Below are 21,491 nucleotides of genomic sequence, written 5' to 3' on the forward strand. Positions count from 1 at the left end.
CAAAAAAATAAAAAAGAAGAAACCATGTTAAGATTATTTATATTAACAATCAGTGTGTTATACTCCTGCTTCACTCTAGCCAAATCAAACTTTCAAGTTGACTTGATTATTTTTGCCTACCCACAGGGTGGCGAAAATAACAGTAACTTACCCATGAACTCCCTTTTGATTCCAATCAGTATCAATGCAACTAAACTTAACAGCGATTCAACCAAGCCCTATGGATTACTTTCCCCTTCAAAATCAGGATTACGTGATGAATATTACATACTCAGTCGTAAGTCCCATTATAAGGTTCTTGGCCACTATTCATGGAAACAGCCGGCTAATAATCAACAAAGTGTAGTTTTACCTGATATCAAACACGATGGATGGCAAATGCAAGGTACCGTGCGGGTACGCCAAAGCAACTACTATTTGTTCGATACGGATTTACAGTTATCCCATCCTGATAATCCTCAATCCTCTTTTTTTGTATCACAAAAACAGCGATTAAAAAGCGGCTTGGTTTATTTTCTCGATCACCCTCAGGTAGGCATGTTAGTCAAAGTCCATAAATTAGCTTAGGACTGACTTCAATTCAGGTGTTATTAACTGAGTTATAAGATCAGCAAGAGCATGAAGGCAGTGATTCTTTGGCGTTCCGGATCGCCAGAATAAAGCTAGACTCCGAGTAGGAACTGGCTCTTCAAAAGGAATGCATTTTAGTAAAGTCGAAGTCTCCGTCCCCACGGCCAATGCTGGTAACAAAGTCACTCCAATTCCTGCTTGTACCATTAATCTTAATGTTTCTAAACTGGTAGCCGTAAAATCAGCAACTTCATTCATTTTAGCCATTTGACAGACAGCCATAGCTTGATCACGTAAACAATGTCCCTCAGCTAAAAGCATCACTTGCTGATTAGTTAAATCACTAATCGCTATGCTGCTGGATTGGGCTAAGGGATGATTATTGGCACAGGTAAAGTAAAAGGCTTCTTCAAACAAATTTTGATAAATAAACTTACCTGCAATAGGCTGAGCCATTATTGCAGCATCAATCTCTCCACCTTCTAACTTACTTACTAACCGTTCGGTTTGCTCTTCAATTAACCATACCTTTAAATTAGGAAAATTGGTGTTGATGAGGGGCATCACTTTAGGTAGTAAATAAGGTGCGACCGTAGGAATAACTCCTAAATGTAAATCACCGGCAAAAGGATCCTGTAAATTTTGAGCCATTGCCTTCATCTCATCACAAAGGATCAGTATTTTTTTTGCTTTAAATAACAATTCATGACCTGCAGCAGTCAAAAAAACTTGCTTGTTAGTCCGTTCGAACAGAATTACTCCTAGAGTTTCTTCCAGTTTTTTTATTTGCATACTTAAAGTAGGTTGACTAACATAACAGAGTCTAGCCGCCTCACCGAAGTGTCTATGCTCCGCTAAAACGACAAAATAGTTTAAGTCTCTTAAATTCATAAATCACCAAGAAATATTGATATAATCTATTATTAGAGCTAATTTATAATCTATCATCTATTGTTACAACTCAGTGAAAACTTTCTATAAAATAATTAAAAAAAATTTACACCACCCTTAATGTCCTATATATTCGCTTTTTTTTGAGGAAATGAATGGCACTAACAAACACAACTACTTCCCATAAGTCAAGAACCATCATCTGGCTGGTCGGAGTATCTTTTTTACTATTCCAATTTTTTTTGCAATTATCTTCCGGGATTATTATTGGCGCTATTATGCATGAGCAAAGACTATCAGCTCTTTGCGCAGGTATTTTAAGTAGTGCTTTTTACTATGTTTATACTTCGTTACAAATTCCAGTAGGACTACTTTTTGATCGCTATAATGCACGTACCTTATTAGCAGTAAATGCTGCTCTATGTGCGATAGGTTGTTTTCTATTTGCATCAGGTCAGACAGTATTAGCCCTATTCCTGGGACGTTTGATTATCGGAGCTGGTTCGTCTTTTGCATTTGTTGGTCTGACCCATGTACTGCGGCAAAACTATCCTTTGAAACAATATGCATTCATGGTGGGACTATCTGAAACCTTAGGTTTTACCCTTACTGTATTTGGAATGATCGGTATGGGTTCCTTTATAGGTCATTTTGGCTGGCGCTACTTCATTGCTGGCGCAGGCTTATTAGGCCTATTAATTGCCTGTATATGCTGGCAATACATTCCCAGTAATAGACCTATAGTGCATGCTAATCTTATTAACTATAAAAGACAGCTTATTTTAATTTTAAAAAATAGATTAGCCTGGGTTAATGGACTGTTTGTCTGTTTAGAGTTCTCTGTTATTACCGTTTTTGGCGCCATGTGGGCGGTTCCCTTTATACAGCTAAAGCTGGATTGTAGTCTGAAAGCGGCAAGTATTCTAACGTCCATGATATTATTGGGAGCAGGCTTCAGTTGTCCAGTTTTCGGACAGCTCTCAATTCATCTGACTAAACGTAAACCCTTAATCCATTTTTCATGTTTATCGACTGCCGTACTATTTATCATCACTTTGTACTTGCCCACCCACAATATGATATTAATTGGTTTCTTGCTATTTACTATTGGACTTTGTTGTGGGGCTTATATGTTGGCTTATTCCATCTCTAATGAGTTAGCACCACCAGAGGCCTTATCTACCTGTACTGGATTTACTAATACCCTGGCAATGCTTTCTGCGCCCCTCCTACAACCTCTTATCGGGTATTTACTGGATCTATTCAGTACTACACCTGGGGTTTATACTTTAGAAAATTATCAAGCAGCTCTTTTTATCATTCCTGTAGCCTTGGTTGTGGCAAGTATGCTCGCTCAATTTCTTCCGGAAAAAGATGTTCAGGATGCATCCTCTGCCTTAACGCTTAACCCTGACCCGTTATCGTGATGATGGTTTATTCCTCCTGCTTGCCTTAATGGACAAGATTGTTCCATAAAAATCGTTATGTCCTACTCTATATTTATTGATTATAAAGTCAAAATATTATTTTGTTCAGGGCTTTTGATGAACTTATTTGCAAGTACTAAAGCACCAGCACCTAGCGCAAATAAGCCTGCAAATTTGATTAAAGTTTGCGTGTTAAAACTGGAAGGGGGATTGTTATCTTTAGATATTTCAGGTTGTTTTTTATAGTGTTTTGGCGGGATATAATCTTTACCATCACTATGGCTAAAGCTTTGTATCTGAATTTTCCGGGGCTGTGGATTAGCTATAAATGTTTCAAAATCACCTAATAACTTATCCCCTGCTTTTTCAATATTAAGTTCGAATGTCCTTATAGTCTGTCCTGAGTCTGAATATAAATACCAGAGCGCTTGATCATCATAGTTTCTAAAAAAGTAGAGAATTTCACTGGCACACCCATTATGAATTCCTCCGGCAATACTAAAAATTAATTTCTTTTTATGAGTATCAAAATAAAACTCAAAACCCATTCCTTCTTTAGGGGGATATGTAATTTTGCTAAAGATAAAAGATTTCAATTCTTCATATGTAGTAAATTGTTTTTGATCAGCATTGAGTATTTGATTGTATTTTTTTTGAAAGTTCTCGAAGCGCCTTTCCAACAACATGAAAATCTCCTGTCTTTAGTGGGTACATGACTTTTTTTTTGAAAACCAAGTTCCAGCAAGTGTGGCCTCCTTGACTCTTATAGACTAGTTAACTTGAGGCCGCTTCGGCAACAGCAGCAGTAGTGACTTCCACTGCTGGCTCTTCCATTTGGGCAAACGATTGCTCTGTAACAAAACAAAATCCCTTGGGATTTTCTTTTGAAAAACCAGCAATTGAAAGAGGCGACTTATCTACTTCGTTTAAAGTATTTAGTACTTTCAAATTCAGTTTGGGTAAACCCAAGCTCAGCAAACATTGATCTTTAGCTATGGATTTTATAGAAAGGAATTGCGACATTTTTACTTTGTTTCCTGAAGCATCCCGCCAGCCAGCGACAGCAGCACCGGTAGCATCGGCCTCTTTAAGATTTGCAGAATAAAATCCGTTATCATCGCTCAGACGACAAAATGTGGTACTGATATCATGCGGGGATTTCTGATCTTTGCTAAACCATAACTTACCAAACCAGGCATTGTTGCCAGTAACAAATTGCTCTTTACTACCCGCACCAGTTTGTACATGGCCATTTAAACGACTGGTTTGTAATGCTTGTAACTCTACTCCAGGACGTAATATTGAAGTCTCATGGGCATTAATATTTGCCTGTTTTAACATGTCTACTTTAAAATTAAACCCTTTTTCGTTTTCGTCCTTTACTCCAAAAACCCAACTGTCATTAATTGGATTGTAGCGAATAAAGGAACGTCCTACCTGCCAATTGAGTTGGGTTGAATTATCTATTTTCTCTGTGCCTTCATAAAATAATACCAATTTGTTCGTTTGCCCATCAATCAGGGCTGTTTTAGAATGAAAATCAGAACCTTGTCGCTGCATTTGAAAAAAATAACCGTATCGCTCGCCACTTTCATTAGTCACCATACCAGAGAAAGTCCAACTCCCTACAGTAGGCTCGGTCAGCTGAAGCGCCTGATCAGCAGCTGCGAATACACCAGTACTAATAAATAGAATTATAAAATAAAACAAAAAACACATTCTAATTAGTATCATAGTAGCAATAACCTTTTAACTGTTGATGTGACCACAGTGCTTGCCAAAATGCATCATTCAAATGGGCCTCCACTGGTAAATAGTACAGTCTGTCGGAATTAAAGGAATGGCATTTCACGGCATCCTTTTCCGTCATGATAACTATAGACTCCATATAATTTAAATCATGGGATTTAAATTGATAATGATCAGGGTAAGAGTATGAATTGAATTCTATCCCTAATTGAGACAAAGTGGAATAAAAACGTTGAGGATTTCCAATAGCAGCAACAGCAGCTATTGTTGCACCCAGGGAGTCGTGGTTAATTTCCTCTTGAGTAGATATTTTTTTAATTTTTCCAGGTATTAGTTTCATGGAATATGCATTTTCCCAAATCCCTTCGTTAACGATAATAAAATCCACCTGTTTTAACCGCGTACCAGATTCTCTTAAAGGTCCTGCCGGTAAGCATAAGCCATTACCTAAACCCCTCATTCCATCAATTACTGCAATTTCAATAGCTCGCCCCATTCTGTAATGCTGCAATCCATCATCGCTGATAATTATCTGGACTTGATGTTTTTCTAAAAGATAGTCGACTGCCTTATTACGTGCAGGAGAGATAATTACCGGGCAATGAGTTTTTTGAGCGATCATAAGAGGCTCATCCCCTACCTGATCTGCAGAATCATCTAGTTTGATCTCATATGGATAGTTTTTGACTTTAGCACCATAACCGCGACTGACTATCCCCACTCGTAAACCTTTTTGCTGCATTTTTTTTGCCAACTCAATCACCAACGGGGTTTTACCAACACCACCTACAGTCAAATTACCAACTACAATAAGAGGAACCGGACATTTAATCTGGCAAAAAAGTTGCAAATACCAACGTCTGACTCGAGTAATAAATCGATACCCCCAAGACAATGGGAGGAGTACCCATTGCAAAGGGTGCTTACCGTACCATAATTTATCAGGAGTTATGAGCATCAAACTACGGCTTCCTCTTGAACTAAACCTAACTGCTGCACTTTATAAAGCTGGGTATAATGGCCATTTAAATCGAGCAACTCTTGATGACCACCCTGCTCTACAATGCGTCCATGCTGCATTACAACAATCTTATGTGCATGTTTAATCGTTGATAAACGATGGGCAATCACTAAAGTAGTTCTATTTTTCATCACTTGCTCTAAAGCCGCCTGTATGTATTGCTCAGACTCACTATCAAGAGCAGAGGTGGCCTCATCAAGGATAAGAATAGGAGCATCCTTTAATATAGCCCGAGCAATAGCCAGTCTTTGCCGTTGTCCGCCTGATAACAGTACTCCATTTTCACCTACGCGAGTATCATATCCTTGAGGTAACTGGCGAATAAATTCGTCAGCATAGGCTAATTTGGCCGCTGTAATAATTTGTTGACGAGTCACATCAAAACGACCGTACGCGATATTATTCGCTAAAGTATCATTAAACAGTGTCACATTTTGACTAACAAGCGCCATCTGCTCACGCAGACTGGCTAAACCAAGCTGATTTATAGGCATGCCATCTAAAGTAATCATCCCCTGAGTCACTTCATAGAAACGTGGTAATAAACTGGCTAAAGTTGTCTTACCACTTCCTGAATGCCCAACTAAAGCAACAGAGGTACCTGGATCTATGGTAAAATTTACATCATGCAATACAGCTTTACCCTGTCTGTAAGCATAAGACACGTGTTTAAATTTAATCTCACCGGATGTTTTTTTTGTTAAAACCACGCCCTGCCCCTGTTCTGTAGGCATATCCAGTAGATTAAAAACACTTTCTGCCCCAGCTAACCCTCTTTGAATGGTTACATTCAAGGTAGTTAATCTCTTCATCGGTTTGATCAATTGCAACATTGCAGCAATAATCGCCAAAAAGGAGCCGGCAGTGATCACAATTACGGTCGACAATTTTATAGCTACCATAACGATCATAGCAATTCCAAGAGCGATAACGAACTGTACTCCAGAGACATTAACTACGTCACTCACCGCAACTTTCATGTCATTATGACGAGAACGCTCGGTCGCCTGGTTAAATTTACCTGTTTCGTATTGCTCCCCGCCAAAAATACGTACCACGCGATATCCTTCAATTGCTTCACTGGCAATTTCAGTAACTTCACCCATGGTTTTTTGGACTTTATGACTGATACGTCTGACTCGTTTATTCGTATAATTGACTATTAAACCGACAAAAGGAACAGTCAGTAGAAACATCAGAGACAACTGCCAACTGATTATCATCATTACCGTGATAAGACCAATAACCAAACAAACATTTTGAACAAAATCGGTTAAGGCGTCAGCGCTTACCTGAGCCACTTGTTCCACATCGTAGAGAATTTTCGAGAGCATCTGCCCTGAAGTAGCTTCATCATAAAAATCTGCGGGTAAACGAACAATATGAGCAAATACCTTTTGTCTTAGCACTTTAACTACTGAACGAGCCACCCAAGTCATGCTGTAGCTTCCCAGAGAACTCACTAACCCTCTAAGGGTAATACCTATTAAAACGATAAGAGGAATTTTATTAACAAAGGCCATGTCCAGATTGATAAACCCTTTATCTAAAAATGGTCTTGTCATGTAAGTAAAACCTGCATCTATACCCGAGTACAGCATATTGGCAAATATGCCCAAAAGAAGTATTGGCCAGAAAGGTTTTACGTAACAGAGCAATCGTTTATATAAATAGCCGTTTTTTACAGGTACTTTATTAGTCATTAATTATGGATTCTAAGGTAGGCAAAATGTATGAAATTGTAACTCGTATTCAGCTCGAGCGCCAATGTTCTCGATTAGCAGACTATTTTTCGAATTATCTTTCAATGTTGCATCATTGAAGTAAAAACATAATCCTAAAGCCAAGCGACAACCAAATCACTTATGTAACAGAATTTATATGGCTCTGTTGCATAAAAGGAAAATCTTATAATCTTTTAAAGGTTAAGTGGCTCGAAAGTCATCTTAACTCGAGTATACGCGCAGTGAAAACCTGACTTCTGAATATTAAGATCAGAAATAGTGCCTGGCTCGGTAGTCACTGTTGCTAATGCCAGGTCATGTTGTTTGGCAAAATCCAAGCGAGTACACAGCAGTTTTTTTTGCAACCCTCTTCCTCTGTAAGCCGGCAGGGTACTGGTAACACCTAAATCACAAACATCGTTATGTATCGCAAGGGTAGCACCGGCAACTATCTTATCCTGATCAAAAGCAGCAAAGGCGGCGATACCTTTTGCCCGAGCATAATGAGAAAATTGTTCCTGAGCCTCAGGATAGCCAAAACCTGCAGCCACTCTCTTGGCCCATTCTTCCAATTCAGCCTGTTGTACCTCTTTTATGATAAACTTCTCGTCAAAATCCCCTTTTATTTTATGACTCTTGAGCTCCAGTGCCGACACATTATTTAATTCAGTGATACCATAACCTCGTTGGCTTAAAAAAACAGCTAAATTATTTCCTACGAAGGGACACAGCTCAATATCAATACGCTCATGTTCTAATGACTGATAAAATTGTTCTATGAGTTCAATTTCAGCTTTAAATTGTTTCGGTTTCGTTACAAACCCCCACCCGACTACCTGCGATAAAAAAGAGTCCAAACCTGAGAAACAAGCAGCTCCACCCTTAATTTCCAGTATCCTGCCCTGGGGATATTGTTTCGTAACTTCAATATGACTTTGCTTAATGCATGCTTCCATCCGCGCTGCCAAATCTTTAGTAATGTACATTGTTTCGTTCCATTAAAGGCTCTTTAATCCTGAGACTACTTCAGAAACCAACTTCGGTCCTTGATAAATCAAGCCACTATATACCTGCACTAATGATGCTCCGGCATTAAGCTTTTCCTGGGCACTAATACTACTATCAACACCTCCTACGCCGATTAGAGTAAGCGCGTCTCCTACATAATGTTTTAACAACCGCAAACAATGATTCGATAAGTCAGTCAAAGGTCTGCCACTTAAACCTCCTTGCTCTTGAGCATGAGGTAAACTCTTAACCAATTCTCGCGAGCAAGTAGTATTGGTTGCAATAATACCCTCGACACCATGATGCAAAATAATCTCAGTCATTTGTTTTAACGTTTCATCAGTCTCATCAGGGGATACTTTAACAACCAAGGGTACATGACGTTGAAATTGATCCGCTAATTTAATTTGTTCACCCTGTAATTGCGATAATAAATCAGCAAAATATTCACTTCGTTGTAACTGACGTAAATCTGGAGTGTTAGGAGAGGAAATATTAATGGTAACGTACGATGCGTGCTCATATACTTTACGTAAACAAAAAAGATAATCATCAACTGCCTTATTTAGAGCAGTATCTTTATTTTTTCCAATATTGATCCCTAAAATACCTTTATAGCTGGCATTCTTGACATGGGTAATCAACGTGTCTACACCCTGATTGTTAAAGCCCATTCGATTTATAATAGCCCGGGCTTCTGGTAAGCGAAATAAACGAGGCTTCGGATTACCATCTTGCGGCCTGGGAGTTATCGTACCTAATTCTATGAAAGAAAATCCTATTTTTGCCAATCCATCCAGATACTCTCCATTTTTATCCAAACCAGCTGCTAAACCTACTGGATGAGCAAAATCCAATCCCATTGCTTTAACAGGCATTTCTTGTGGTTTGCGAAAATAAAATTGAGGCAGGTAAGCTAAAGATGATAATGCAAAATCATGGGCTTTCTCTGCTTCCAGTTTAAAAAGCACTGGACGTAGCACTGAATACATAAGTTACTCCGGAACTGAGTTTAATAACGTCATATAATTGGGGGGGTGATATTAGGCTTCATCAATACGAAAAAAGATTTTAGCTGATGTTTAGTAAAAATCCTATCTAGGTTGAACGATACTTTCGTCATTACAAGAGAATCATAAACAAGAAAGGTGATTTTTTGTTCCTAACTATAGAGAACTGCAAACAGATACAGTCTTCCAGAGGTTCTCTTACTGGATTTTGATGTTGATCAAGCCTCTTGAAGGGGGCCTGATCAATATCTTTACAAAAACGCTCTAATAGCATGCCACGTTGAATTTCCCCAAATTAAATAACACACTCTTGAGCCCATACCCTGAGCATGGCATTTCCTGTTGGGTGCAAATGAAAAGCCACCTCTCTGACTTCTACACCATAATTATGCTCCTGGAGTCCCAACAGTACAGGTCCCAGGAAATCAGATGTTTTTCCCTCTCTATCAATCAAAGGAAAAATTCTAACTTCCTTAGCAACTCGAGCTAACTCACGAATTATTTCTAAATGAAATGGTACCGTTTGGTCGTCCAGATCAGCAAACAAATAATGGGAGCTTAGGGCATAATCAAAAGAAAAATCTGCGAATGGCAGATGATAATCAGCAACCCCAAGATATCTGCCCTGAGCTTTGCCGGCTGCATAATCTGCAAAAAAATTTTTCATGCCCTGTTTTCTTTCGGCAACCAGATTTTCATAACTTCCACTACGAGTAAAATCGAATCGCTCCTGCTCTTTTTTTACTTGTTCAGCCATGTCCGCAAATATCATTATTACTTTAGAGGAAAGGGTATCTTTATCCAATACAAACAGAGGATCACAACTAACAATCTTATGATCTTTTTGGGTTTGCTGGTAGTTAACCGCACTGGGTCCACAGCCATATTCTAAAATACTGGAATTTATCTCCTCTTGAGATAAATCAAACATTTCACGATATTCATCTACACCGTGCCCCCAGAGTACCAGTTTACGCATGAGCAACTCTCCTTATATTAACCCGATTCACAGTCAAATCGATACCCATTAAAACTATAGTGAATCCAGGATAGAACAAACAGCAATCCATAAGGATTAAGCTTTGCCCCTAGATTAGGTGATTTTTTAAATCAGGTAAAGGCTCACATCAAAAATAGAAATATCAAATAAATTAGTAACGAAGATTCATTAAAAGAAATAACATATAGGAAATCCTAATTTGATTTTTCCAGATTGAATTCAATGGCAGATTGGGGTTGCAAGTTTAATTCTATTGGGTATAGTCTAAAGTTATTTATCAAAAGTAACAGGAATTTTTCCATGCACGCAGGCTTACACTATCAGTTAGGTGAAACATACGATATGTTAAGAGACAGTGTCTATCAATTTGCTCGTACAGAAATTGCACCTATCGCAGCTCAAATCGATGAGAATAACAGCTTCCCTAATCATCTGTGGCGAAAACTAGGGGATTTGGGATTATTGGGCATTACTGTAAGTGAAGAGTATGGCGGTGCTAATATGGGCTATCTGGCTCATACCATAGCTATGGAAGAAATATCCAGAGCCTCTGCATCTGTAGGTTTAAGTTACGGTGCGCATTCCAATTTGTGCGTTAATCAAATTTATTTAAATGGTACCAGTGCCCAAAAACAGACATATTTGCCTAAACTTATTAGCGGTGCTTTTGTCGGCGCTCTGGCAATGAGTGAATCTAACTCAGGATCTGATGTAATCAGCATGCAGTTGCAGGCACGTCAATCAGGAGAAAAATACATTCTAAACGGCACTAAAATGTGGATCACTAACGGTCCGGATGCGGATGTGTTAGTTGTTTATGCTAAAACTGATAAACACGCAGCAAGTAAAGGAATTACCGCATTTCTTGTTGAAAAAGGAATGACCGGATTCAGGACAGCTCAAAAGCTGGATAAACTGGGTATGCGTGGTTCCAATACCTGTGAACTGGTGTTTGAAGAGTGTGAAGTTCCAGCGAACAATATATTGGGAGAAGTAAATCAAGGTGCCAAAGTCCTCATGAGCGGTCTCGATTACGAACGTACTATCCTGGCAGGAGGACCTGTGGGTATCATGCAAGCCTGTATGGACCTGGTCATACCCTATGTACATGAAAGGAAACAATTTAACCAGGCCATAGGTGAATTTCAATTCATTCAAGGCAAATTAGCCGATATGTATACCGAGCTTAGTGCATGTAGAGCCTACTTGTATACCGTTGCAAAAGCTTGTGATAATGGCAGGGTTAGTCGTAAGGACGCCGCAGGGGCCATTTTATATACAGCTGAAAAAGCAACGCAAATGGCGCTACAGGCAATACAAATATTGGGCGGTAATGGATACATCAATGACTATCCAGCCGGTCGATTGTTGCGGGATGCAAAGCTGTATGAGATAGGAGCTGGCACTTCTGAAATCAGGAGAATGCTAATTGGACGTGAACTTTTTAAAGAAACAGCATAAGGAATAGGGATATGGAAAAGAATGAAATAGTAATCGTTGCAGCAAAAAGAACCCCAATGGGGGGAATGCTAGGTAATTTATCTCCTCTTTCAGCCCCGGAACTGGGTGCTGTAGCACATCAAGCCGTCTTATCTCAGTCAGGGATGTCACCTGCCGAAATTGATGAGGTAATTAGCGGCTGCGTATTACAAGCGGGTATTGGCCAGGCTGCTGCCAGACAGGCTGCGATTAAAGCCGGTATACCAAACTCTACTGGCGCTACAACAATTAATAAAATGTGTGGTTCTGGAATGAAAGCAGTTATGTTAGCTCATGATTTAATTCTTGCCGGCTCAGCAAATGTCATTTTAGCCAGTGGTATGGAAAGCATGAGTAATGCTCCCTACTTGTTAGCTAAAGCACGCTCAGGTTATAGATTGGGCCATGGCGAAATAAAAGATCATATGTTCCTTGATGGACTTGAAGATGCATACAACAAAGGACAGTTAATGGGTTGTTTTGCCGAGGCCACTGCCAGCCATTTTAAGTTTAGCAGAGACCAACAAGATGAATATGCTATTCAGTCTATGACTAAAGCACTAAAAGCTATAGAAAATGGTTCTTTCTCGGAAGAAATTGCCACTGTCACCTTAAATACACGCAAAGGCGAAGTTACGGTCTCTGTGGATGAGGGACCTGACGCTGCAAAACTTGCAAAAATAACCCAGCTAAAACCTGCCTTTAAATCAGATGGTACGGTCACTGCTGCGAACTCCAGTTCAATTTCTGATGGCGCTGCAAGTTTGATAATAATGAGTGCAGCAAATGCACAAAAGCGTGGTGTTAAACCCCTGGCACGAATCGTGGCTCATGCTAGCCATGCTCAAGCCCCTGAATGGTTCACTACTGCTCCTGTTGATGCAATTCGCAAAGTGATGAATAAAGCCGGTTGGAATCAAAATGATGTTGATCTCTATGAAATTAATGAAGCCTTCGCCGTAGTAGCTATGGCAGCAATCACCCAGCTTGAATTAAATCCAGAACAGGTTAATATTCACGGTGGTGCTTGCGCTTTAGGTCATCCTATAGGCGCTTCAGGTGCACGTATCCTGGTAACTTTGATACATGCATTACAACAGCAAGGTAAAAAACGCGGTGTAGCCTCTTTATGTATAGGCGGCGGTGAAGCCACAGCTATGGCAATTGAATTGTTATAGTTTAGGTACTAACTCGACATAAACAGCGTAATATGGGGATAATTACATCCTCGTATTACGCTTTATTACATATGGGCTACGGAAAAGTAAAAAGATACGAACAATAAAAATAAAGAAAGGATGTACATGTTAAGACATAGTCTCATTTACCTGCTACTAAGCATCTTGGTAGTGATTTTTGCCCGATACGCTCATCGTCTTGTCGTTTATATCGATATGTTTTTCACTTATGTTAATTATCTACTGATTCCTATATTCAGCCATACGGGCTGGGGAGTCACCATTAGAAAAATTCTGGTCTTGATTCTAATACCAATAGTCATTGCGGGAATCCCTGCACTACTTTATAGGGTAATCAAAGGTCGTGATATGCCTCATTTTATCGCTATTGTTTGGGTAATCTGGGCTGTCATCGTTTTGAGTGATATCTTGATACGGTAAGGATAAAGGGATGGCCACGTTAAACAGTCAAATCAATACGAACAGCGAAGAGTTCAAAGACAATCAGAAGATCATGCAAGCCCTGGTTGATGAGTTGAAAGCAAGAGTCAACCTGATTGCTTTAGGTGGCGATGAAAAAGCCAGAGCCAGGCACCTGCAGCATGGTAAATTACTTCCCAGAGAGCGTCTGCAGCAATTATTAGACCCAGGCACACCTTTTCTCGAATTATCCCAACTTGCAGCCTATGAAGTTTACAAAGATGTGGTTCCAGCTGCCGGGATTATTACTGGAATAGGTCGCGTTGCTGGTACCGAGTGTGTCATCGTGGTAAACGATGCAACAGTCAAAGGGGGAACTTACTATCCATTAACAGTAAAAAAACATCTAAGAGCTCAGGAAATCGCCTTGATCAATCATCTGCCCTGTATTTATCTGGTAGACTCAGGGGGGGCATTTTTACCGCTTCAAGATGAAGTATTCCCTGACCGCGATCATTTTGGCCGTATTTTTTACAACCAGGCACAAATGTCAGCACAAAATATCCCCCAGATTGCTGTAGTTATGGGATCATGCACTGCAGGTGGTGCTTATGTGCCAGCGATGTCTGACGAATCCATTATGGTAAAAAATCAGGCCACGATTTTTCTTGGCGGCCCTCCGTTGGTTAAAGCCGCTACAGGAGAGATCATCAGTGCGGAAGAGTTGGGTGGCGCAGAGGTGCATTGCAGACATTCGGGTGTTGCGGATCACTATGCGGAACATGATGCACATGCGCTTCATTTGGCACGTGTTGCCGTAGGTAACTTAAACCGAAAAAAAATTGACCCCATTCATCGTATTGAAACTGTTGAACCAATCTATGATAGTAACGAACTCAATGGCATTATTCCGGGGGATTTAAGAAAACCCTTTGATATCCGGGAAATTATTGCGCGTTTAGTAGATGGTTCCGAGTTCGACGAGTTCAAGGCGCTCTATGGAACTACTTTGGTTTGTGGTTTTGCCCGACTGTATGGTTACCCAATTGGTATTATTGCCAACAATGGCATCCTGTTTAGCGAAAGTGCTTTAAAAGCCAGTCACTTTATCGAACTATGCTGTCAACGTAAAATCCCTTTAGTATTTCTGCAAAATATTACAGGCTTTATGGTAGGCTCTAAATATGAAGCATCAGGCATCGCCAAACATGGAGCTAAAATGGTTACCGCTGTTGCTAACGCCAACGTCCCCAAATTTACAGTGATCGTAGGCGGAAGCTTTGGTGCCGGCAATTATGCCATGTGTGGACGAGCGTACAATGCTCGTTTCATCTGGACTTGGCCTAATTCGCGGATTTCGGTGATGGGTGGTGAGCAGGCGGCAAATGTTATGGCTCAGGTAAACAGAGACAAAGCCACCAAACAAGGCAAAAGCTGGTCTTCTGACGAAGAAGAACAATTTAAAGCCGAAATGCGTTCTCAATATGATGCTCAAGGAAATCCTTACTATGCCAGTTCAAGACTTTGGGATGATGGGGTTATAGCTCCTCAAGATACACGCCGGATATTAGGACTTAGTTTATCTGCCGCATTAAATGCACCAATTGAATCCACACGCTTTGGCGTTTTTCGTATGTAAGGATAATAAACACATGAGCGATTTATTAAGCGAAGTCCGGGAAAGAGTATGTTTACTTACTGTAAACCGCATCAGTAAACACAATGCTTTTAATAACCAACTCTTAACAGAAATGCAGGAACAACTGGATGACGCTGTTCGTAATCCTGAGGTTCGAGTCATAGTGCTCAAAGCCAATGGCAAGCATTTTTCTGCTGGTGCGGATTTGGCCTGGATGCAGAACATGGTTCAGTTTAGTGAGGAAGAAAACCTGGAAGATACTATGGTACTTGGAAATTTAATGTACTCTTTCAATCAAAGCCCCAAACCCACCATAGCGATGATCCAGGGGTCTGCCTTTGGTGGAGGAGCAGGCTTGGCTGCTGCCTGTGATATTGCTATCGCTGCTACAACAGCTCGTTTTTGTTTTTCAGAAGTAAAATTAGGCCTTGTTCCTGCAGTTATTAGCCCATATGTTGTTAGAGCTATTGGCGAGCGAGCTGCCAAGATGCTGTTCATGAGTGCCGAAATTTTTGACGCGAAGCGAGCCATGGACTTAAATTTGGTCCAACATTGTGCTTCAGAAGAAGAGCTATTAGAGTTTACCTTCAAGTATGCAAAACAAATAAGTAACAATGCGCCTGAGGCAGTTAAACAGGCAAAACAATTGGTACATGATGTAGCAAATAAAACTATCAATGAAGAGTTAGTGCGTTATACCGCGTCCCTGATCGCTCGTAAACGAGTTTCCACTGAAGGGCAACAAGGTCTAAAAGCGTTCTTAAATAAAGAAACACCCAACTGGAACTAGGGGCTTGCATGTTTAATAAAATTCTTATTGCTAACCGAGGTGAAATAGCCTGTAGAATCATCAAAACAGCACGCTTCATGGGCATACACGCTATCGCTATCTACTCTTCAGTAGATAAAGAAAGTCTCCATGTGAAACTTGCCGATAGTGCTTACTATGTTGGGGAAGCACCTGCCAAAGACAGTTATCTAAATATAGAACAAATTATTAAAGTAGCTCAGGAATGTGGCGCCCAAGCCATCCATCCCGGTTATGGATTTTTATCTGAAAACCCTAAATTTGCAAAAGCCTGTGGGCAGGCGGGTATAGTCTTTATTGGCCCCTCTATTGAAGCAATGGAGGCAATGGCTTCAAAACAATTATCCAAACAACTTCTTGAACAAACTAATGTTCCCTTAACTCCCGGGTATCATGGTAACGAACAAACCGAAGAGCAACTAATGAACGCGGCAAAAAAAATCGGATTTCCTGTTTTAATTAAAGCAGCAAATGGTGGTGGTGGTAAGGGTATGCGTGCTGTTCATAATGAAACAGAGTTTAGCGAGTCACTCGCAGGAGCTAAAAGAGAATCCATGGCCAGCTTTGCTGATGACACAATGATTATCGAAAAACTCGTTCTCAATCCACGTCATGTCGAACTGCAAATTATGGCAGATAATTATGGAAATGTGGTTCATCTGTTTGAGAGAGACTGCTCGATTCAGCGCAGACATCAAAAAATCATTGAAGAAGCACCAGCTCCTGATTTATCTTCAATGATGCGTCAAAATTTAGCGGATGCAGCCTGTGAAGTAGCACGCTCCATTAAATACAGAGGTGCAGGTACAGTCGAGTTCCTTGTAGAAGGTGATGAACATTTTTACTTTATGGAAATGAATACAAGACTACAGGTAGAGCATCCCGTGACTGAAATGATAACCGGTCTTGATCTGGTTGCCTGGCAATTAAAAATCGCTGCAAATGAACCTCTGCCCTTGTTGCAAGATCAGATTCAGGCCAAGGGCCATGCAATAGAATGTCGTATTTATGCTGAAGATCCATTCAATGGATTTATACCTTCAATTGGCCAACTTCATTATTTAAAAGAGCCCTCTTTAGAAGGCATCCGTATTGACACAGGAGTTACCCTTTCATCACAAATATCCAAGTATTACGATCCCATGATTGCCAAACTTATTGCCTGGGGACAAACTAGAGAGGAAGCATTGCAACGCCTGCAACAGGCTCTGAATCACTATTTTATTGGCGGTGTAAAAACTAATATCCCTTTTTTAAAAGCTATTTGCAAACACCCCAAATTCTCTCAAGCTCAACTGAGTACCGATTTTTTAAGCAAAGAGACGATAGATTTAGTAACTCCGGATAAAGAAGTAGCCTTACTGATGACTGTAGGTTTTGATTACCTGAGCACAGTCACTAGTATTAAAGATCCCTTACTTCAGGCGGCTTTTTCCTGGCAAATGCATGTGTTAGGGCATTGGACCTGCCGTTATCAAGACAACGGGGAATTAATTGAAGCAGTTATTACCCCAATAAACAAAAATAAATTTAGCGTCAGGTTAAAAAATAAAGAACAAAATATCAACGTCAATTTCTCTGATGACACGCTAAGAGTTGAAATAGAAAATCAAAGTTACAAAGCCCTGACCGATAATACAAACCAATCATTGACCTTATACTCAGAGCAAGGTCAAATTACTGTAGAGCGCTTTCATTGGAATAAATTAGACCCTCAAGCAGCATTACATAAAGGACAACTCATCGCACCAATGCCATCCACAGTAGTAGCTATTCTTAAAAAAATTGGCGAACAGGTTAAAGCTGGAGATCGTTTAATTATACTGGAAGCAATGAAAATGGAGCACACCATTCATGCTCCCAATGATGGGGTACTGTTGGATGTATTTTATGCTGTAGGGGCTCAAGTCAGCGAAGGCGCGGAGTTATTGTCACTAAGTGAATCAGACTCCTAAAATATAGGACAATCAAGAGATAATCATGGACTATCCGCAACACGTGACAATAATAGAAGTAGGTCCTCGTGATGGCCTGCAGAATGAATCAGCTTTTGTATCTAGTGAACACAAAATTGAGTTAATAAACTTGTTAAGTCAAACAGGTTTAAAGCACATTGAAGTCACCAGTTTTGTTTCTGCAAAATCCATTCCCCAGTTAGCAGATAATGACGTGGTTTTTTCCACTATAGATAAAGTACCTGGTATTGCTTACTCAGCTTTGGTTCCAAATGAGCGAGGCATGAATAAAGCTCTGGAGGCAGGAGTTAGGGAAATCTCTGTGTTTACTGCAGCTAGCGAATTATTTAATCAACGTAATATCAATTGCTCTATTGCAGAAAGCATTGCTCGCTTTCAACCTGTCCTTGATCTTGCCAAAGCTCATGATGTTAAGGTCCGAGGATATATCTCCTGCGTTCTGGGTTGTCCCTACCAGGGAGAAATAGACCCCCGGCAAGTTGCCGATGTCACCCACAGACTTATTGATCTTGGAGTCAATGAAATTTCTTTAGGGGATACGATAGGTGTCGGTACTCCCAAACAAACCCAAAGACTACTCGATAAAGTTTTAAAAGTATTGCCTCTTAGTCAATTAGCCATGCATTTTCATGACACTTATGGCCAGGCAATAGCTAATATCTATGCCTCATTACATTATGGTGTAAACCGCTTTGACAGTTCGGTGGCAGGGCTTGGAGGTTGTCCTTATGCACAAGGAGCAAGCGGGAATGTAGCTACCGAAGATGTACTTTATTTAATGCATGGGTTAGGAATAAACACAGCGGTTGACATATTTAAAATCGTGGCTGCTGGAGACCTGATTTGTAAGATATTGGGACGCAAAAATCAATCTAAAGTTGCAAATGCAATGTTGGCTAATCCATGCAATTGAGCATTAATGACCAGTGGCTTCCCATTTTAAAATCAGGTCAAGGGAATTACATCGCAAGAGAGAGTTTTTAATGAACGATATAGTATGGACACCTAAACACCCGGAAAAAACCAGAATGTGGCAATTTATGCTCTATGCCACAGAAAAAAATGGGCAACTTTATGAGAGCTATCATGATCTTCACATTTGGTCCGTTAAACACCCCGATTCATTCTGGAAGACTCTCTGTGATTTTTTTAGTTTAAGTTTTGATACTCCGCCTCATCAGGTTCTAAACTATTACAAGGAAATGCTGGACGCACGCTGGTTTTCAGGGGCTCGATTTAATTTTGCGCAAAAACTGTTAGCTCGCAGAGATCATCACCCTGCTCTAATCAGCTTAAATGAAAATGATGATAAGCAGATTATAAGTTACGAACAATTGTATCTTGAAGTTGCTCAATGTGCAGCGGGCCTAAAAGCAATTGGAGTAACAGCAGGTGACCGAATTGCTGCATTGATGCCTAATACACCCTATACCATTATTGCAATGCTGGCCACTACATCTTTAGGAGCAATCTGGTCTTCTTGCTCTCCTGATTTTGGTGCTCAGGCAGCTTTAGATCGTCTTGGACAAATCGATCCGAAAGTTCTTTTTATATGCGATGGCCATCAATATCAAGGTAAAAAACATAGTGGTGCGAATAAAATCAAGCAACTCAGTGCCGAAATTTCTTCATTAGTTCAAATTGTTATTTGTCCTAATATTAGTGAAGAAATCAATCCGTCAACAATACCCAAATCCTTGCACTGGAAAGACTTCATTAAACCATCTAACCATTGTGAATTTGTTTCTCTGCCTTTTGATCACCCTATATATATTGTGTTTTCCTCAGGCACTACTGGAAAGCCTAAATGCATCATTCATGGTGCAGGAGGAACATTAATTCAACACATTAAGGAGCTAGGGTTACATACTGATATAACAGAACAGGATAATTTGTTTTTTTATACAACCTGTGGTTGGATGATGTGGAATTGGACTGTTTCTGCCTTAGCATTAGGTGCCACTTTGACTTTGTATGAAGGTTCCCCTACTTATCCTGAAAATAATCGTTTATTCCGCTTACTAGAGGAAGAAAAGGTAACTGTTTTTGGAACCAGTGCTAAATTTATTTCTGCTATTGAAAAAGCGGGCGTAAAACCCAAATCCGAATTTGAATTAGCCCATCTGCGCTGCATCCTCTCGACAGGATCTCCCCTGCTGCCGAAAAACTATGATTTTGTCTATGAACAGATAAAGTCAGATATTCAACTAAGTTCCATATCGGGAGGTACCGATATCATTTCCTGTTTTGCTCTGGGCAACCCCATTCTTCCTGTATACAGAGGTGAATTGCAGTGCATTGGTTTAGGAATGGATGTGGAGGTATTTAATGAAAGCGGACATCCAGTTCATCAAATTAGAGGAGAGCTCGTTTGTAGCAGACCGTTCCCATCCATGCCTATAGGCTTCTGGAATGATATAGATAAAACGGCCTACACCCATGCCTATTTTGAACGATTTCCAGGGGTCTGGGCACATGGTGATTTTGCTGAACTAACTGCCCATTATGGCTTAATCATATATGGACGTTCAGATGCAGTATTAAATCCAGGTGGAGTACGCATAGGTACTGCTGAGATCTATAGACAGGTAGAAAAGGTTGATTCAGTCCTTGATAGCATTGTTATCGGGCAAGAGTGGCAGGATGACGTCAGAGTTGTTTTATTTGTAAAATTACGTGAAGGAATAACGCTTGATGAGGAGCTGATTAACACCATCAAGCAAACCATTAAGCAACATGCTTCCCCAAGACATGTGCCAGCAAAAATTCTGCAAGTTGCTGATATCCCACACACAATTAGTGGCAAAATAGTTGAAATAGCAGTGAGACAGGTGGTTCATAGCCAACAGGTAAATAATTTACAATCCTTGGCAAATCCTCAGGCATTGGAACATTTCAAAAATCGAGAGGAATTGAAGAGCTAGGGCATGATGACAATTCAATTACAGATAAACTCGTTAAATCTGAGGAAGTGCGAAGCACTATCTCGATGCTTTGGTACAGGCCTTCGAGACGGGGCTTTTGCCCCTCCTCAGGCTGAACGGTTCTAAGAAATTCCCAGATCTTCACAGTATAATTTTATCAAGCTCTCAGGACAGTTTAACCAAAAACTTTAAATCCTTCACCTAATTCACAATGAATTAAATGACTGCCTAATACCTCATAATTAGTGGCATTCATCATCGTCATTTTAATTGAAGCCCCACCTTCTGAATCAATATTAAACTTGCTGTAATCAAATACAGGAGTACCACGTGCAATTGGATCATCCAGTGTAAAATGCCTGTCTGATGCGGTGATTCGCTTATTGGCTACAATCATTATTGCGTTAGGTATGATTGAAGCAGATATGGAAGGCAGTGGCATTTGAGAGCTACACTCTTTAAAATTAATAACAAAGGTAATAGGCTTACCTTTTGATACTACTGCGACGATATCATTAAAGGTTGATAACTCATCGGCTTGAACAGCAAACGAAAATAGAGCTAAAACAGATAGAACAATTCTTTTCATCACAGCAACTCCTTATATTAAATTCTGACTAAGAGTGCCAATTAGGATAAAAATTGTCAATCGTCTCCTTCAGACAAC

General features: G+C 40.1%; 19 protein-coding genes. 10 read left to right on the forward strand and 9 right to left on the reverse strand.

Annotation, left to right across the window (positions count from 1 at the left end; translation table 11 throughout):
- Positions 1-24 precede the first annotated feature (24 nt).
- Complete coding sequence (locus HRS36_RS12430) at positions 25-567, forward strand: CsiV family protein (protein WP_173237548.1); 543 nt, start codon at positions 25-27, stop codon at positions 565-567.
- Here the strand turns inward: HRS36_RS12430 and HRS36_RS12435 are convergent.
- The gene (locus HRS36_RS12435; protein WP_173237549.1) at positions 559-1,461 is read right to left on the reverse strand and encodes a LysR substrate-binding domain-containing protein; all 903 of its coding nucleotides are present in this window, start codon (positions 1,459-1,461) and stop codon (positions 559-561) included. The two genes, HRS36_RS12430 and HRS36_RS12435, sit on opposite strands and share 9 nt — an antisense overlap.
- A 155-nt stretch (positions 1,462-1,616) precedes the next feature.
- Between HRS36_RS12435 and HRS36_RS12440 the strand changes: the two genes are divergently transcribed.
- Positions 1,617-2,888 (forward strand): MFS transporter, encoded by a 1,272-nt coding sequence (locus HRS36_RS12440; protein ID WP_173237550.1) that lies wholly within the window; start codon positions 1,617-1,619, stop codon positions 2,886-2,888.
- An 80-nt stretch (positions 2,889-2,968) separates the two neighbouring features.
- On the opposite strand, the gene HRS36_RS12445 is transcribed toward HRS36_RS12440, so the two are convergent.
- The 7 genes from HRS36_RS12445 to HRS36_RS12475 form a co-directional block, all read right to left on the reverse strand.
- On the reverse strand, positions 2,969-3,574 hold the full coding sequence (locus HRS36_RS12445) for a hypothetical protein (RefSeq protein WP_173237551.1): 606 nt from the start codon (positions 3,572-3,574) through the stop codon (positions 2,969-2,971).
- Positions 3,575-3,662: 88 nt separating this feature from the next.
- Positions 3,663-4,622 carry a hypothetical protein gene (locus tag HRS36_RS12450; protein ID WP_173237552.1) on the reverse strand — a complete coding sequence of 320 codons (960 nt, stop codon included), beginning with the start codon at positions 4,620-4,622 and terminating at the stop codon, positions 3,663-3,665.
- Positions 4,609-5,595, reverse strand: a complete 987-nt coding sequence (gene lpxK / locus HRS36_RS12455) for a tetraacyldisaccharide 4'-kinase (RefSeq protein WP_173238522.1) — start codon at positions 5,593-5,595, stop codon at positions 4,609-4,611. The genes HRS36_RS12450 and lpxK overlap by 14 nt, the downstream gene beginning before the upstream one ends.
- On the reverse strand, positions 5,595-7,361 hold the full coding sequence (msbA, locus tag HRS36_RS12460; RefSeq protein ID WP_173237553.1) for a lipid A export permease/ATP-binding protein MsbA: 1,767 nt from the start codon (positions 7,359-7,361) through the stop codon (positions 5,595-5,597). Before msbA ends, lpxK begins: the two co-directional genes overlap by 1 nt.
- A gap of 215 nt (positions 7,362-7,576) precedes the next feature.
- The gene (locus tag HRS36_RS12465) at positions 7,577-8,368 is read right to left on the reverse strand and encodes a GNAT family N-acetyltransferase (protein ID WP_173237554.1); all 792 of its coding nucleotides are present in this window, start codon (positions 8,366-8,368) and stop codon (positions 7,577-7,579) included.
- Between the two features lie 12 nt (positions 8,369-8,380).
- Positions 8,381-9,382: a quinone-dependent dihydroorotate dehydrogenase gene (locus HRS36_RS12470; protein WP_173237555.1), complete on the reverse strand. Its 1,002-nt coding sequence runs from the start codon at positions 9,380-9,382 to the stop codon at positions 8,381-8,383.
- A 313-nt stretch (positions 9,383-9,695) separates the two neighbouring features.
- Entirely contained in the window at positions 9,696-10,379 is a 684-nt protein-coding gene (locus tag HRS36_RS12475) for a class I SAM-dependent methyltransferase (protein WP_173237556.1), read from the reverse strand.
- Positions 10,380-10,700: 321 nt separating this feature from the next.
- Between HRS36_RS12475 and HRS36_RS12480 the strand changes: the two genes are divergently transcribed.
- The 8 genes from HRS36_RS12480 to HRS36_RS12515 all read left to right on the forward strand — a co-directional run bounded on the left by HRS36_RS12480 (position 10,701) and on the right by HRS36_RS12515 (position 20,824).
- Positions 10,701-11,861, forward strand: a complete 1,161-nt coding sequence (locus HRS36_RS12480) for an isovaleryl-CoA dehydrogenase (protein ID WP_173237557.1) — start codon at positions 10,701-10,703, stop codon at positions 11,859-11,861.
- Positions 11,862-11,872: 11 nt separating this feature from the next.
- Positions 11,873-13,057 carry an acetyl-CoA C-acyltransferase gene (locus HRS36_RS12485; protein ID WP_173237558.1) on the forward strand — a complete coding sequence of 395 codons (1,185 nt, stop codon included), beginning with the start codon at positions 11,873-11,875 and terminating at the stop codon, positions 13,055-13,057.
- A 126-nt stretch (positions 13,058-13,183) separates the two neighbouring features.
- The gene (locus tag HRS36_RS12490; RefSeq protein WP_173237559.1) at positions 13,184-13,498 is read left to right on the forward strand and encodes a hypothetical protein; all 315 of its coding nucleotides are present in this window, start codon (positions 13,184-13,186) and stop codon (positions 13,496-13,498) included.
- A gap of 10 nt (positions 13,499-13,508) precedes the next feature.
- Positions 13,509-15,116, forward strand: coding sequence for a carboxyl transferase domain-containing protein (locus HRS36_RS12495; protein WP_173237560.1), 1,608 nt, complete (start codon positions 13,509-13,511; stop codon positions 15,114-15,116).
- 13 nt (positions 15,117-15,129) lie between these two features.
- Entirely contained in the window at positions 15,130-15,906 is a 777-nt protein-coding gene (locus tag HRS36_RS12500; RefSeq protein ID WP_173237561.1) for an enoyl-CoA hydratase-related protein, read from the forward strand.
- A gap of 8 nt (positions 15,907-15,914) precedes the next feature.
- On the forward strand, positions 15,915-17,879 hold the full coding sequence (locus tag HRS36_RS12505; RefSeq protein WP_173237562.1) for an acetyl-CoA carboxylase biotin carboxylase subunit: 1,965 nt from the start codon (positions 15,915-15,917) through the stop codon (positions 17,877-17,879).
- A 25-nt stretch (positions 17,880-17,904) separates the two neighbouring features.
- Positions 17,905-18,813: a hydroxymethylglutaryl-CoA lyase gene (locus HRS36_RS12510; RefSeq protein WP_173237563.1), complete on the forward strand. Its 909-nt coding sequence runs from the start codon at positions 17,905-17,907 to the stop codon at positions 18,811-18,813.
- 70 nt (positions 18,814-18,883) lie between these two features.
- Entirely contained in the window at positions 18,884-20,824 is a 1,941-nt protein-coding gene (locus HRS36_RS12515) for an acetoacetate--CoA ligase (RefSeq protein ID WP_173237564.1), read from the forward strand.
- A 175-nt stretch (positions 20,825-20,999) separates the two neighbouring features.
- On the opposite strand, the gene HRS36_RS12520 is transcribed toward HRS36_RS12515, so the two are convergent.
- Complete coding sequence (locus HRS36_RS12520; protein WP_173237565.1) at positions 21,000-21,413, reverse strand: VirK family protein; 414 nt, start codon at positions 21,411-21,413, stop codon at positions 21,000-21,002.
- Positions 21,414-21,491: the final 78 nt, after the last annotated feature.

This window comes from Legionella antarctica (assembly GCF_011764505.1).
Lineage (GTDB): Bacteria > Pseudomonadota > Gammaproteobacteria > Legionellales > Legionellaceae > Legionella > Legionella antarctica.